Source organism: Acinetobacter lwoffii, assembly GCF_024129355.1.
In the GTDB taxonomy this organism is placed as follows: Bacteria; Pseudomonadota; Gammaproteobacteria; order Pseudomonadales; family Moraxellaceae; genus Acinetobacter; species Acinetobacter lwoffii_I.
Map to the genome: position 1 here is coordinate 16621 of NZ_JAMXXP010000013.1, position 14462 is coordinate 31082.

11 protein-coding genes and 1 pseudogene are annotated in these 14462 nt (G+C 41.9%); 8 read left to right on the forward strand and 4 right to left on the reverse strand.

What is annotated here, in order from left to right:
- Positions 1 to 30 precede the first annotated feature (30 nt).
- The 6 genes and pseudogenes from NI468_RS08350 (at position 31) to NI468_RS08375 (ending at position 6967) form a co-directional block, all read left to right on the forward strand.
- Positions 31 to 1074, forward strand: a complete 1044-nt coding sequence (locus NI468_RS08350; RefSeq protein WP_253101291.1) for a methionine synthase — start codon at positions 31 to 33, stop codon at positions 1072 to 1074.
- A 92-nt stretch (positions 1075 to 1166) separates the two neighbouring features.
- Positions 1167 to 1661: a flavin reductase gene (locus NI468_RS08355; protein WP_253101294.1), complete on the forward strand. Its 495-nt coding sequence runs from the start codon at positions 1167 to 1169 to the stop codon at positions 1659 to 1661.
- A 251-nt stretch (positions 1662 to 1912) separates the two neighbouring features.
- Positions 1913 to 3178: pseudogene (locus NI468_RS08360) on the forward strand (MgtC/SapB family protein).
- A gap of 105 nt (positions 3179 to 3283) precedes the next feature.
- The gene (locus NI468_RS08365) at positions 3284 to 4969 is read left to right on the forward strand and encodes a phosphoethanolamine transferase (protein WP_253101297.1); all 1686 of its coding nucleotides are present in this window, start codon (positions 3284 to 3286) and stop codon (positions 4967 to 4969) included.
- Between the two features lies 1 nt (position 4970).
- Complete coding sequence (locus NI468_RS08370) at positions 4971 to 5642, forward strand: response regulator transcription factor (protein WP_253101299.1); 672 nt, start codon at positions 4971 to 4973, stop codon at positions 5640 to 5642.
- Between the two features lie 5 nt (positions 5643 to 5647).
- A complete protein-coding gene (locus tag NI468_RS08375) occupies positions 5648 to 6967 on the forward strand; it encodes a sensor histidine kinase (protein ID WP_253101302.1) in 1320 nt (439 codons plus the stop codon).
- Positions 6968 to 7033: 66 nt separating this feature from the next.
- Here the strand turns inward: NI468_RS08375 and NI468_RS08380 are convergent, their stop codons facing one another.
- Together NI468_RS08380 and NI468_RS08385 are read right to left on the reverse strand one after the other, a co-directional pair.
- Positions 7034 to 7705 carry a phosphatase PAP2 family protein gene (locus NI468_RS08380; RefSeq protein WP_077067984.1) on the reverse strand — a complete coding sequence of 224 codons (672 nt, stop codon included), beginning with the start codon at positions 7703 to 7705 and terminating at the stop codon, positions 7034 to 7036.
- A gap of 39 nt (positions 7706 to 7744) precedes the next feature.
- Entirely contained in the window at positions 7745 to 8131 is a 387-nt protein-coding gene (locus tag NI468_RS08385; protein WP_004729795.1) for a diacylglycerol kinase, read from the reverse strand.
- A 187-nt stretch (positions 8132 to 8318) separates the two neighbouring features.
- Between NI468_RS08385 and NI468_RS08390 the strand changes: the two genes are divergently transcribed.
- Together NI468_RS08390 and NI468_RS08395 are read left to right on the forward strand one after the other, a co-directional pair.
- On the forward strand, positions 8319 to 9053 hold the full coding sequence (locus NI468_RS08390) for a thermostable hemolysin (protein ID WP_253101305.1): 735 nt from the start codon (positions 8319 to 8321) through the stop codon (positions 9051 to 9053).
- A 35-nt stretch (positions 9054 to 9088) separates the two neighbouring features.
- Positions 9089 to 9475: an AMP-binding protein gene (locus NI468_RS08395; RefSeq protein WP_085064835.1), complete on the forward strand. Its 387-nt coding sequence runs from the start codon at positions 9089 to 9091 to the stop codon at positions 9473 to 9475.
- A gap of 172 nt (positions 9476 to 9647) precedes the next feature.
- Here the strand turns inward: NI468_RS08395 and NI468_RS08400 are convergent, their stop codons facing one another.
- Both NI468_RS08400 and tssM read right to left on the reverse strand, forming a co-directional pair.
- The gene (locus NI468_RS08400; RefSeq protein WP_373886122.1) at positions 9648 to 10409 is read right to left on the reverse strand and encodes an OmpA family protein; all 762 of its coding nucleotides are present in this window, start codon (positions 10407 to 10409) and stop codon (positions 9648 to 9650) included.
- 189 nt (positions 10410 to 10598) lie between these two features.
- Positions 10599 to 14432 carry a type VI secretion system membrane subunit TssM gene (gene tssM / locus NI468_RS08405; protein ID WP_253101308.1) on the reverse strand — a complete coding sequence of 1278 codons (3834 nt, stop codon included), beginning with the start codon at positions 14430 to 14432 and terminating at the stop codon, positions 10599 to 10601.
- Positions 14433 to 14462 lie beyond the last annotated feature (30 nt).

Genomic DNA, 14462 nt, shown 5'->3' on the forward strand with positions numbered 1-14462 from the left:
TTTTACGAATATAGAGATAGAAGATTAGACATGGCACTTTTACAACCTAAAAAGCTACTCCCAACATCAACTGCAGGCAGCTTACCGAAACCGTCTTGGCTGGCAGAACCTGAAAAACTTTGGTCACCCTGGAAATTGGAAGGCCAGGAATTACTCGATGCAAAACAAGATGCACTGCGTTTGTCCCTACATGAACAACAGCAAGCAGGCATTGATATTGTCAGCGATGGTGAGCAAACCCGTCAGCATTTTGTGACCACATTTATTGAGCACCTTGAAGGCGTTGACTTCAATCAGCGTGAAACGGTCAAAATCCGGGATCGTTATGAAGCGAGCGTGCCATCAGTCGTGGGTGAAGTTTCTCGTCAAAAACCTGGCTTTGTTGAAGATGCCAAATTCTTACGTTCTCTCACAGATCAACCGATTAAATGGGCACTGCCTGGTCCAATGACCATGATTGATACGCTATATGACGGTCACTACAAGAGCCGTGAAAAACTGGCTTGGGAATTTGCCAAGATCCTGAATCAGGAAGCTCGCGAGCTTGAAGCGGCTGGCGTGGATATCATCCAGTTTGATGAACCTGCATTTAACGTGTTCTTCGATGAAGTGAATGACTGGGGTGTGGCAACTTTAGAGCGTGCACTTGAAGGCTTGAAGTGTGAAACTGCGGTACACATTTGCTATGGTTATGGTATTAAAGCCAATACCGATTGGAAAAAGACCTTAGGCTCAGAATGGCGTCAGTACGAAGAAGCATTTCCGAAACTGCAAAAATCAAAAATTGATATTGTGTCGCTCGAATGCCATAACTCACGTGTTCCGATGGATTTGATTGAGTTGATTCGTGGTAAAAAAGTCATGGTCGGTGCGATTGATGTCGCAAGTAATCAAATTGAAACAGCTGAAGAAGTGGCAAATACGTTGCGTAAAGCACTTCAGTTTGTGGATGCAGACAAACTCTATCCATCAACCAACTGTGGCATGGCACCACTTGGTCGCCAAGTGGCTCGTGGCAAACTCAATGCACTCAGTGCAGGTGCTGAGATTATTCGTCAGGAATTATCTCGCTAATTAAAGTGAATCCATGATGCTTTTAAAAGATTGAAAGTATCATTTGAGTGATATAACGCTCTTTATAAAAAGCTGAATATTGGAATACGGTGATGGTTGAAGCGACAGACTTTAGAAACGCAATGTCTTTATTAACAAGTGCAGTGAATGTAGTGACCACGATGGGCGATTCAGGTCGTCATGGTTTTACTGCGTCTGCCGTGTGTAGCGTGACCGATACACCACCGACATTGTTGGTTTGTATGAATAAATCATCGCGTTCTTATATCAACTTTGTTGAAAATAAAGTGCTGTGCGTAAATGTACTCAGTGCAGATCGAGCGCATCTTTCAAATGTTTTTGCATCTTCAAAATTCAGTTCTGAACAACGATTTGAACAGGGTGAGTGGACTGAATTAGAAACAGGTTCTCCTGTACTTAAAGATGCACTGGTGAGCTTTGATTGTGAAATTGGGCAGATCCAGGAAGTTGGTACACATACGATTTTGATTTGTCCGATTGTTGCCATTCAACAGAATCAGGAAGATCAAGCTTTGGTTTATTTTAATCGTGCCTATCATCAGGTCGGGGAAACAGAGTCTGTCTAATCCTGGAGCTGATGTAGGATTAAAATATTTTAGATTTAAAAGCTTATTAACTTCCGTAATTTTGATTAAACTGGTCTACTAAGAATAAGGAATTAGGTAGACCATCAACAAGGATGAATGGCGGACTAATGCAATAATTTACAGCTATCTATAGCCTAGAATTTAAAGATACAGCAGTTAAATTGATGTGCTGCTTTAAAAAACTGTTTATATACTAAAAATACGTACAGTCACTGGATGACACAAGGTGAATGCTCTTGAATATGCTTTTGCAAAGTTTATCTTTTCAGGAATTACTGACCATCATGCTGTCGGCATTAGGCTGTGGGCTTTTAATTGGGCTTGAGCGTGAACGTCATAAAAACAATAACAATGAGCAGAGTTTTGCAGGATTAAGATCATTTACGATTACAGCTTTATTGGGTGCTTCATGTTTCCTTTTGCATCTCTATATTGGAGTAATAGGAACCGTCGCCGTCAGCCTGTTTTGTGTGTATAGCCTGTTTCAACAGAAGCAGGATATCGGCTCTACCACTGAACTGGCTTTTTTGATGACCTATATCATTGGCGCTATTTGTGTTTGGAATATCCCACTTGCTGCAGGGATGGCGGTTCTACTTACGATCATCCTGATGGGCAAACAGACACTGCATCAATTTTCCGGAAAAACGATCCAAAGCTATGAGTTAAGAGATGGGCTACTTTTATTGGCTTTGATATTGATTGCGTTGCCGGTCATGCCCAATAAGCCCTTGTGGGGCGCCGTACTGAATCCCTATATCATCCTGAAACTACTAATTTTAATCTTGATTGTGCAGTCCATGGCACATGTGGCAAAACGAATCCTGTCCAATGATAAGGCGCTTATTTTATCTGCCTTAGCCTCGGGATTTGTCTCCAGTACGGCCACAATTGCCAGTTTGGGCATGCAAGTTCGATCCGGACAGGCCAGTGCTAAATTAAATGCAGGTGCGGGATTAATCTCCTGTATTGCCACCTTATGACAGCTCTTGCTGATTGTTCTGGGAGTGAGCGTAGAATGGTTCAAGTTTCTGCTAATTCCGAGTTTGGTGGGCATCGGAATTTTATGTATTGCTGCCGGATTCTTGATTTATCGAACTCCCCAAGCGGATAACAGTATGAGCATTAATGAAATACAAGAAATTGATAGCCGGATGTTCAGTATAAAAGAAGCGGTAATTATTGCGGTCAGTTTGACCTTAATCCAGGCTGGGATTTACGGCGCGAATCTTCTACTGGGGGATAGCGGCTTAATTTTAGGCACTTTTTTAGCCTCTTTATTTGAAGTGCATGCTGCTGTAGCAGGTGTAGTGATACAGGGAAATCCTCACAACCTGACTTTAATTTATGCGGTCATGATTGGACTTGCGGCACATGCGGTGTCTAAAAGTATCAATTCTTTTGTGACCGGGGGAGGGAAGTTTTTCCTGTATTTTGCGCCTAGCCAGATTCTACATATGTTAGGGCTTATCTTTATTTTCCTGAGTTTGAAATAAAGAAGGGCTGGTTTGCATATATTATGAAATGATCCAATCATTTTAAGTCATTTTTAAGATTCAGATTCTAGGCTAAAGCATCTTAAAGTCTTTGAGCCATGGATCATGCTGAAGCTGTTTTCCCATTCGTCTTCTTTTAGTCAGCGACCTAAAAAGTCGATCAGTCTTTCAGGCTTCAATATGTTACTGGCTATTTGGCTAGGACTGATCCTAAACTTTGCTTTCTATCAGAAAATTCATGAATTTACGCCTTATGCCAATCTGAAAGCAGGTCTGTTACTGGCCGCCACGGCATTGATCATCATTGCCTTTTACAACTTGGTATTACAGTGGCTGAACTGGAAATGGAACGCCAAAATACTGGCCAGTGTCCTGATCATTCTGGGTGGTTTTAGTGCTTATTTTGTCAATAGTCTGGGGGTCGTTATTACGCCTGACCAGATCCAGAATATGCTGCAAACTGATGCCCGTGAAGTCCGTGATCTTTGGTCAATGCGACTGATCATCTGGACACTGGGATTTGTAATATTTCCACTCGGCATCGTCTGGATGCTTCAAATTCAGCCTACATCGACTGGGCATCAGCTGGTGCATAAAAGCCTGAGCAGTGTAGTCTCACTCGGACTGATTCTAGGTTTATTGTTCTGCTTCTATGTCGACTATGCAGCCATCTTCAGAGAGCACCGTGATCTGAAGGGAATGCTTTCTCCACAAAATAGCATCGCGTCCACCTTATCCTATTATAAAAAGAAAGCACCTAAAGCGAATTTACCTTTGGTGGCTTTTGGCGAAGATGCTCATCTGTTACAGCAGGCCCAAATGCAGGAGCATCCTAAATTAATGGTGCTAGTTGTTGGAGAAACTGCACGTGCCGAGAGTTTTGCCTTAAATGGCTATGCGCGCAATACCAATCCTGAACTGAGCAAGTTGGCGGTGATTAATTTCAATCAGGTCAGCTCCTGTGGAACTGCAACAGCCGTTTCAGTCCCTTGTATGTTTTCGGGCATGTCACGGGAAACCTATGATGAGCAGCTAGCCAGCCACCGAGAAGGTTTGCTGGATATTGCGCAGCGCGCCGGGTATCAGGTGACCTGGATTGATAATAACTCAGGCTGTAAAGGTGCCTGTGACCGGGTACAAAAGTATCAGATTCCGGCACAACTGAAACAGAAGTGGTGTGATGCTGGTGGTGAATGTTTTGATGAAATTCTGGTAGATAGCCTGAAAGATTATCTGGCGCATCTGGATAAAAACAACCCGACCCCACAATTAATTGTACTGCATCAGATGGGTAGTCATGGCCCCGCATATTACAAGCGTTCCAAAGCGCCATATCAGCCATTTCAACCGACCTGTAATACCAATGCTATTCAGGGCTGTAGTACAGAAGAATTAAAGAATAGCTATGATAATTCGATTGTATATACAGACCATGTTCTTGCCCAGATCATTGAAACTTTAAAGCAGCAGACTCAATATCAGACCGGTTTCTGGTACCTGTCTGATCATGGAGAATCCACCGGAGAGCATGGTTTATACCTGCATGGTGCTCCTTATAGCATGGCGCCCACTCAGCAAACCCATGTCCCGATGCTGATGTGGTTCTCCGATGCCTGGAAGCAGCAGAATATCCAGCAGATCAGCTGTCTCAAAGGACAGACCAACCAAGCCCGTAGTCAGGATCATCTTTTCCCCAGCTTATTAAGCTTGCTGGATATAAAAACGCAAGTGATTGAAGCTAAAAATGATATGCTTGCACAATGCTCACCATCATTAAAGAACAGAGCTTGAAATGCATAAAATACTAATTATTGAAGACGACTTTATGATTGCCGAGTCGACTGAAACATTGCTCAAGCTGCATCAGTTTGATGTGCATTGGGTCAATAATGGGATTGAGGGTTTAAAACAGTTACAGCAGCAGGTCTACGATATTGTCCTGCTCGATTTAGGCTTGCCGATGATGGATGGCATGCTGGTGCTAAAAAATATCCGGCAGAAGTTTCCGAATTTACCGGTGCTGATTATCTCCGCCCGGGATCAGTTACAAAACCGGGTGGATGGGCTGAATCAGGGAGCAGATGACTATTTAATCAAGCCTTATGAATTTGACGAGTTGCTGGCCCGTATTCATGCCTTAATACGCCGTAGTGGTTTAAAAAATACCGGGATAGATACGAATAAGAAATTATCACACAGCGGTTTGGAACTAGATCTGGAGCAGCATATCGCTCTGTTTAATGGACAGGCTATAGAATTATCCAACCGGGAATGGTCAATCTTAATGGTCATGTTAAATCATCCGAATAAAATTTTTTCTAAGAATGATCTGGAAGACAAGCTTTATGACTTTGACAGTGATGTCAGTAGTAATACGGTAGAAGTCTATATCCATCATCTGCGGGCAAAATTAGGAAAAGACTTCATACGTACCATACGTGGGCTAGGGTATCGCTTAGGATGAGCGCCATGCAGAAACGTTATTCCTTGCAAAAACGTCTGGTTATTTATATTTCATTATTTAGCGTAGTACTGGGCTGTGTGCTGATCTTTTCGGCATACCGGATTGCGCTCGAAGAAATTAATGAAGTACTGGATAAACAGATGCAAAGTCTGGCAGAGCGCATTGCAGAAAATCATCCGCAACCCCTGCAAAGCCAAATAGATCTGGCAAAACAATACAGTGAAGAAGATTTATTTGTAGATATCTGGTCCTATACAGATACAGCCACTTCCTTGCATCCGCAGGATGTTCTGGTGGCACCGGTCAAGAAAGCAGGTTTCTACAAGCATCAAACGCCATATGGAACCTGGTTAACTTATATTATTCCTGGTAAGCAATTACAGATTCAGGTAAGCCAGCAGCAAAATGTCCGGCAGGAACTGGCTCTGGAACTGGCAGCCAATATGTTTCTTCCTTATGTACTTTTTTTACCTTTTGCAGTGTTTGGCTTAGGCTGGATGATCCGGAAAAATTTTCAGCCCCTTAATGATTTTAAAACTGAATTGGCCAGCCGCAAGGCACAAGACTTAAAGCCAATTGCAATGAAAGATTATCCCCTGGAGCTGGAACCGACCATTCAGGAAATGAATTATCTGTTTGGCCGAATTTCTCTGGCCCAACAGGAACAACGTCAATTTGTAGCGGATTCTGCACATGAATTACGCACGCCACTGACGGCCTTGAATTTACAGCTACAAATTTTGCTACAGCAGTTCCCTCAGAGCGAATCTATCCATAATTTGAGTCAAGGCATTTTGCGTATGCAGCATCTGGTCAACCAGTTGTTAAGTCTGGCCAAACAGGATGTGACCGAAGGTTTAAGCGAACCTGTTCAATTGCTATCACTGAATCAAATGACAGTCACCTGTATCGAAGAGCTGATTCAACTGGCACTACAGAAAGACATTGATTTAGGGGTAGAGCAGCAGCAGGAACTATTGATTCAGGGCCAAGCTTCGGCCTTGCACTCGATTATTTATAATTTAATTGATAATGCGATTAAATATAGTCTGAAGGATGGCGTGATTAATGTGTCGATTTTCCAGCAAGGCCATCAGGCAGTTTTACAGATTGAAGACAGTGGTGCAGGGATAGATCCCGCTCAATTCAATCAGATCCGGCAACGCTTCTACCGGATACATAACCATGCAGAAATTGGCAGCGGTTTGGGTTTATCCATTGTAGATAAAGCCACCGAGCGCTTGGGTGGAACACTAGAATTTTCGCGAAGTGTCAATCTGAGTGGCCTTTGTGTACAGGTCAAGTTTCCTTTGGCCAAAGCCTAAGCAAATAGGCTTCTAGTTTTTGGAGTTAAGGTTGCCTGATACTAGAGCGTATAGGAGTGGTCTTTTCTATTGGGGGAGTTTGTGGCTAAACAGCGTATAGCCAATGACATTCATGCACCAGATAATCCAGCCAGTCCAAAGGTTATGACTCAGGAAATGTGCACCGCGCATCATTTGTGCCCAGCCCATGGCCAACCCTAAAATTACTGCAGCGATCAGAAGAAAATAAGCACGCTTGCGGTTAGAAATGCGATAAACAAAATAGCCGGCCATTAACGCAAAACCACTAGATGCATGCCCGCCAGGAAAACAGTGGCCTGCAGTAGCACTAAAATCCCACAAAATCCCATTATGGGTAGGTATGGTCATATCCCAGGGACAGGCATGGGCTGACTGGGATTTTAAAATTCCGATCGAGGCTGTGGTCAGCACTACCATGCTAAAAAAATAGCCAAATTCCCAGCGCCGTATATACCAGTTCTGCCATTTCAGTGATGCCAACCAGCCCAGTAATAATGTGATATACACTAGAATCAGCAGGTCTTTCACATAGCGATGATTGAGTTCTGCCAGTGCCCATTGTTTTCGAAGGGGAAATTGACCATGATCATCGATAAAGGGATAGATGAGTTGTAAGTCCAGCACTCCTCCAATGTCAAAGAAGTTGAGAAGAATCAAAAAACTGAAGATCAAAAGTAAAGTTTGGGTCAGTAAAAACCGGGAACGGTCAGTGATCATTTTTAAGTTGTCCATTTCAGGCAGTAGCAAGAGCAGAGGTCAAATCAAATGACCAGCCAAAATGATGCCCCAAGTCAGGGCAATTAAACTAAGTGCTACAAACTGAGCCGCACTGCCCATATCCTTGGCATTTTTAGACAGTTCATGCCGTTCCATGGAAATACGATCTACCACTGCCTCTATCGCTGAGTTAATCAGTTCAATGATCAACGCCAGTAGGCATACGGCGACCATCAGCGCTTGCTCAGCTGGACTAACCGGCATCCAAAAACTTAGAGGAATCAAAATAAGGTTGATCAGCAGAATTTGCCGGAAGGCAGCCTCATTTTGAAAGGCGGTTTTAAAACCAGCCAGGGAATAACGGGTCGCATTAAAAATACGCTGCGTTCCTGAGGTGCCTTTATAAGGTGAGCGGTAGGAAGACATAGAACAGTTTCAGTTAACAAGAGATAGGATTAACTTAAATTTTCAATCTTAAAATGCTCTTAAAAAAACCGGCCGTTCTCTGGATTTTTTATACACATAGCTTTTACATTCTTTTGCACAAAATTAAGAATTTTTTAAGGTAGGACTTCTATCTTGAGTACCAAGTTAATTTCGTGGTATGAGCCGAATGATCAAGTTTAGTTTTGATCCTCAGTCATCTGATCAGATTCATTATTTGGATGGATATTTCAAGCAGTCTCAATACAAAAAACAAATCAGTCTAAATAAATTTTCACTACAGGCCCATCACTTTGATCCCGTGATCTCGGTACAAGATAATGCTCTACAACTAAGAGTACAAACTGTACACCGTGGTGAGACGTGTGAACGTCGAGCACTGGAAAATTTTATTCAAGAAAAATATCAACAAGTCCATCAGGCCACGATATCAACCTTCTCTTCGACCCTGTTTGCCGGTTATGACGGAGCCAAAATGCAAGTTGTTATTGGCATGGAGCATTTACACCAAACCAATGCCTTCCTGGAACAGTATCTCGATGAACCAATTGAAAATATTCTTGGCAAGCTCAGTCAGGCGGAGGTTAGTCGGAACAAGATTGTAGAAATTGGCAACTTAGCTGCAGTAGACATGAATCAGGCCAAACTGATAGTGGCATTTCTGGTCTTTCATCTCTCGCAGCAATGCATTGAAAGGGCAGTATGTACCGGAACAACTGCAGTACGTTATGTGTTGCAACAGATGGGATTACGTTTTCATGTGCTTGAAAAGGCTGATCCGCAAGTCCTTGGAGAGGCACAACGCCTGTGGGGCAGTTATTACCAGCAGAAACCTTATGTGCTGGCGATTGATGTGGCAGAAGCCCTACAAGTCGCTCGTCAACTTTATCAATTTAGTCATTAAAGCATTTTGCTTGATCAGCGAGGCACAGAATTTAAATGATGACTGCTTTATTTGAACGTATCAACCTGCAAGCACGACAATATCCGCAACGAGAAGCGGTAGTCACCGCACAGGCAACACTCAGCTATGCGGAGCTACAGCAGCGGGTAGAATTATTGAGTGCCAGTTTCAAGCAGCTTAATCTGCGCCATCTGGCCTTGTGGGGCATAAATAGTATAGACTGGATTGTAGTCGATCTTGCCGCACAAAAAGCCGGCATGACCGTGATTCCGGTGCCTCTGTTTTTTACTGCAGCGCAGGTACGGCATCTGCTTTCCGACAGCCGAACCGAGCTGCTCTGTATTCTGGATGAATCTTTCTCTGCACCAGAATGGCTGTTAAATCTAGCTAAAGACATGAGTAGAGATGAGATTTCCATTTAATTCAATTTTCTTCTAAAAATTTCAAAATTCACTTTTATGGACAAGGAAGATATGAACTTAAAGTATCATGTACTCAATTTAACATAATATACATTATACGAAATACGATTGATATACTCATATAAGTCATTCACCATATACTTTTATAGCTGCTGCTCAAGCAACTTCAGCGTTAAAGCACTTCAAATTCAATCCGACGATTTTTCTTGCGACCCTCAGCTGTTGTATTCTCCGCCATAGGCTTACTTGAACCTGAACCTTTAGTACTCAGTAAATGCGCTGGAACATTTTTTGCGATTAAATAAGCTTTCACTGCTTCTGCACGTTGCTGACTTAACATAAGATTTTTATAAGGATCGCCTGAACTATCCGTATGTCCAATAATACGTATCTTTTTTCCACTAACCTTATTTAAGGCAGTGACCATTTCATCCAGAATTTGTATACCTGAGGCTGCTAATACTGCACTGCCAGATTCAAATTCAATAGTCCGGTTCTTTAATGCAGCATCAATAATCTGCTGTTCTGCCTGATTGACTGAAAGCTGTGCATTTAAGCGGTAATTTTCGGGTGTTAAACCCTTAAATTTCTCTGTAGTATCCTGAATTTCATAAGAATTTGATACTTTACCCGTTAGCTGAATATCAGAACCTTTAACCGTTAAGGTTCCCTGTTTAACCTTTTTAAGGTCTTCATTAATCACATCAATGACTATATTCGACCAATTCGTTGGTGCCACTACTTGGCGGATCTGAATGCGATCCACCACATTTTCCTTACCATAAGTTGAATACAATTTCGCCAAAATAGCTTGCTTGCTATTGTTATTCGATACAGTACCTTCAGCAATTACAGGTTGTGCATGCACATTAAAACCAATTGAAAAACAGGATAAAATGATGATTTTATTTAACTTTAAGTATTTATTTTTTATTTTCATTTTATGCTTCTATAAATGTTTATTTAATCAATTTAATGCCTTGAGTCAGGCTCATCTGATTTGCAGTTAAAGACTATTCTAGTGTCGCCAACCTTGAGTTATTTTCTACATTAAAATTAGTTGTTTTTAATTCATATCAATTCACCCACGTGATCCATTTACAATATAATTGATTGATCAAGGTCATGGCATTGAAGTTCCTGTGTTTGCAGCAGTCGTCCTAGTTGTATGAGCTGTTTTTCCTGACATCATCGTATTCTGTGCTGCGACAACTCTCACTACTTTATTCGAAACAACCTGATCCACCAACTGCAAATTGCTATAACTTGGATTACTTCCGATAGAACTTGCATTATTCCCACTCACCAAACGAAAATTGGTCTTCACAAATAGTTCAGGATTCTCTTTACTGCGCCAGACCATCTCAAAAATATTGCCTTTTTGTGTACGCTGAGCACTATCAATCAAACGGTTGATTCCATATTCCCCAGGCTCATCAAAAATGGTATGGGTCTTCCCTTCCAAATCAATCACCGTAATCCGTGCGCCTGGAATTGCGCCGGAATTTGGCCAGATAAAATTCACCCATTGTTGAATTCCGTTTTCAAATAGCATTCTTTGTCCATCAATATCAATGGTATAAGCCAATAAATGAGCCTGTTCCAGTGGGTAAAACTGGAAATTAGATTGATTGGGGCTCACTGCCTGACGACTGGTATTATTTAACTCACCAGTTGCCATACCATTCACAGGCGCGACATAATTTTGAAAGTTTGCAACAAACACAGGATTTAGATTAAGCCCTAAATCTTGCCAGGTTTTCGAGCTTAAGCTATAGCCACGACGGATCACTAAGGAATCAAGATGCTCTTTGACAAAACGGGAAATACTGCCATTTTCACCAAAAATCTGATTAATTTCTTGAGAGGTTGCCTGTAAGCTACCTTGACTGTTAAACGGATATTTTTGCGATAAATTTGCATTAAATGGTTGATAGGCCTGTATCAGCCAGAGTTTGTTCATTTCAGCCTGTGCCGGAAGCATCAGGCTTTCAAAGGAACGTGTGAGTGGAACACTAAATAGTTTTTTAATTAGCTGTTGATCCAGCTCATGGCTTCCTACCGACATTTTCTCATCCACAAACTTTTGGGTGATATTAAAGATAGAATTCTGCTCATCAACGGTTTGCTTAAGGAGCATCATGCTCGCCGGACCAATATCTCCAGAACTTTTGAGATCATTAAAGCGACTCCGTATCTTGGCGAGAGATTGCATATACTCATCCAGCAGCGACCGGTTCTGCAAATCATCTCGTGTACGTATAATCTGGTAGAAGATCTGAAAATCTTTGGCAATCATGCCCTGAGATAAAGTCGATGCAGAATTCTCTGCCAACTTGCCATCATCACGTTGCAATATCTTGCGTTTAAACCAGGCAATAAAACCTTTTTGTGGACCCGCCAACTCTGCTTGTACCAGTGGATTATCCCAGCTGGTTTCTTGCGCTACCCGTTGAATAACTTTACGAATCGGTGAGTTTTCTGGCTCACCAAGAACATCCATCTGATACGTCTGCTGGTTAAAATCAGCGGCCTTGGCATAATAAATGGCACCCAAGAACTTACGCCATTCACTGATATATTCTTTTTTATACATTTCAGTCAGTTGGCGTCGAATTTTTTCAGGACTGCCACTAAAGCTCAAATCATCAGACTGTGATGTATTAAGTACCCAATCTTTACTTTCAGTTGGGCTTTGCGCCGCGGTTTCTATGGCAGGTTGTACATATTCGTTCCAGGCTTGATAGCTATAAAAACCGGGTAAGGCATAACTTCCCAACATGGTTGTCTGAGCATTCTCCCCGACCATCTGTTTGATCGTTAATGCAGGAAAACGTACCAAAGCCCGCATTTTAATTTTGTTATATACACGATCTCGTGCAGACACTCCGGTCATCATCGCGGTTAAAACCTGGCGAGTCTGTTCAACCAGAACAGTATCGGAATCCAGCTGGGGAAATGAACTCGAATCTGTCAGTGTCATGGCATAGCTAAGTAACTGCTCGGCCTTTTGCAGCATTTCAGCACGTGGCAGCTGACCACGATGCTGATCCAGCCAAGTCCGCCAAAAACGTGTCAACTGATCGCTGAGATGACTGGAATCTATAGATTTACGGTTACTCAACATCAGATATGTTTTAAGTGCATTATAAGCATCTTGCGGATTTTGGTCAGATGGTTCTAATGCGAGTTGCTGAACTTGTGCAATCGGATTAATTTGCACATGAATATGATTTTCTTTAAGAACTGCTGCATTGCTTTTTACCCGTTGTAGATATTCTGCAATATTTTGCTGGCTGGGCTGCAATACTAATTGCTCAATTCCTTTAAGATATTCAGCTTGCAGTTTCTCTCTGATCTGTTGTCCTTGATATAGACCAAAACTGTATTTTAATGGACGCTTCTGATCAAATTGATCTAACTGTTGTAGATGAGCTTGCAAAATTAATAATGCATCGATTTGTGTGACCAGCTCCGTTCCTGACTGTTTCTGCATCTGTACGACCTTATTCAGGTCCGCCTGAACTTCTTCCATTAATTGCTGATTATTTCGATAAGACCACACCCACAGACTCAACACCATCGATACAGTAAGTAAAGCACCAGTAAAAGCCATAAAGCGTCGGCGTTTTCGTGCCGGATTAATATGCTGCTTCACCAGATTTTTATCTTTAAGAATCACTTCAGAAAATAAACCTTTCAGAAAATAACCATGATTCTGTGATACAGACTCTTTAGACAGGCCAAGATCATGATTATCGCTGCGGATCAGATGAAAGTCCTCAGCAATCTGTTCTGTCATTGGACTTTCAATGGAGCCTTCCTGTAAGGCGCTGGTAAAATAAAATCCACGAAAAACCGGTTTAAACTGATAAGGATTGTCTTGAAATAAAGTGGAAATAAAGGTTCTTAATACCGGTTTGAGACTCTTAAATTCCAGTGGAAAGGTCATTACACTGGGTGAAATATGCTGTGAATGCCGACGGGTTAAATGGGTCATACTTACATTTTTCAGACCCTCATATAAAATGCCATAATGCTTTTCAAATAGCTGAATAGCATTTGCACTCGAGTCTGGTTGATAAGCCAAAGTTGCGCCCCAAACCTGATCCAATTCTTGTCCATGATAACAATCAAAAAAATCCGTGAAGCCGGCAATCAGGTCCATCTTGGAGAATACCAGATAGACTGGCGCAAAAACTTCTAGACGTTTAGTCAGGTCTTGGATACGGGCACGCAGGTTCTTGGCTAGTTGTAGAGATTTCTCCGGACTCTGGTTGACCAGCTCAGCGATACTTACGATCACAATAAGACCATTCACTGGCACTTTAGAACGATTTTTCTTGAGAATATTTAAAAAGCCTAACCATTCAGAATGGTCCTCCGGATAGACTGAATAGCGTCCGGCTGTATCCAGTAAAATACCCTGAGTTGAAAAAAACCAGTCACAGTTTTGTGTTCCGCTGAGTCCAGCAGAGACCATTTTCTGGTGAGTTGCTTCAAAAGGAAACCGCAAACCGGAATGATAAATCGCCGAGCTTTTCCCAGCCGCCGGGTTACCGATGACCATATACCAAGGAAGTTCATACAGTGCCGCGTGACCCTTACGATCGCCTAATTTTGACTTACGAATCAGCTGAATAGATTGTTTGACTTGCTGACTGATCTGCTGAAGTTCTTCTTTATTATTGTATTTGCTTTCAGCTGCAAAACCTTGAGATAAGGCAGTCTCGATTTCTTCACCCTTTTTAGTATGCAGATAACACCGGATAAGTGTATAAATCCCCCAGCCTATTAATATGGCGACATAGACGGTCAGCAATATCCAGAAAATGCGATCAGAAACCGTATTTTTTATAGAAATAATGACCACTAAAAAGGATAAGGCCATCATTGTTTTAGGGTTGCTAATGTACTGCCAGACATACCCCAGGACTGTATAAAATAATGTATTCACTTTTATCTCTTTTTTCTTTAATTTTTATAA

Excerpts from the sequence above, each read along its gene's own strand:
- NI468_RS08380 (WP_077067984.1), bottom strand. The coding sequence starts at position 7,705 with ATGATCACTGACCGTTCCCGGTTTTTACTGACCCAAACTTTACTTTTG.
- NI468_RS08385 (WP_004729795.1), bottom strand. The coding sequence starts at position 8,131 with ATGTCTTCCTACCGCTCACCTTATAAAGGCACCTCAGGAACGCAGCGT.
- NI468_RS08390 (WP_253101305.1), top strand. The coding sequence starts at position 8,319 with ATGATCAAGTTTAGTTTTGATCCTCAGTCATCTGATCAGATTCATTAT.
- NI468_RS08375 (WP_253101302.1), top strand. The coding sequence starts at position 5,648 with ATGCAGAAACGTTATTCCTTGCAAAAACGTCTGGTTATTTATATTTCA.
- NI468_RS08350 (WP_253101291.1), top strand. The coding sequence starts at position 31 with ATGGCACTTTTACAACCTAAAAAGCTACTCCCAACATCAACTGCAGGC.
- NI468_RS08355 (WP_253101294.1), top strand. The coding sequence starts at position 1,167 with ATGGTTGAAGCGACAGACTTTAGAAACGCAATGTCTTTATTAACAAGT.
- NI468_RS08370 (WP_253101299.1), top strand. The coding sequence starts at position 4,971 with ATGCATAAAATACTAATTATTGAAGACGACTTTATGATTGCCGAGTCG.
- NI468_RS08365 (WP_253101297.1), top strand. The coding sequence starts at position 3,284 with ATGCTGAAGCTGTTTTCCCATTCGTCTTCTTTTAGTCAGCGACCTAAA.
- NI468_RS08395 (WP_085064835.1), top strand. The coding sequence starts at position 9,089 with ATGATGACTGCTTTATTTGAACGTATCAACCTGCAAGCACGACAATAT.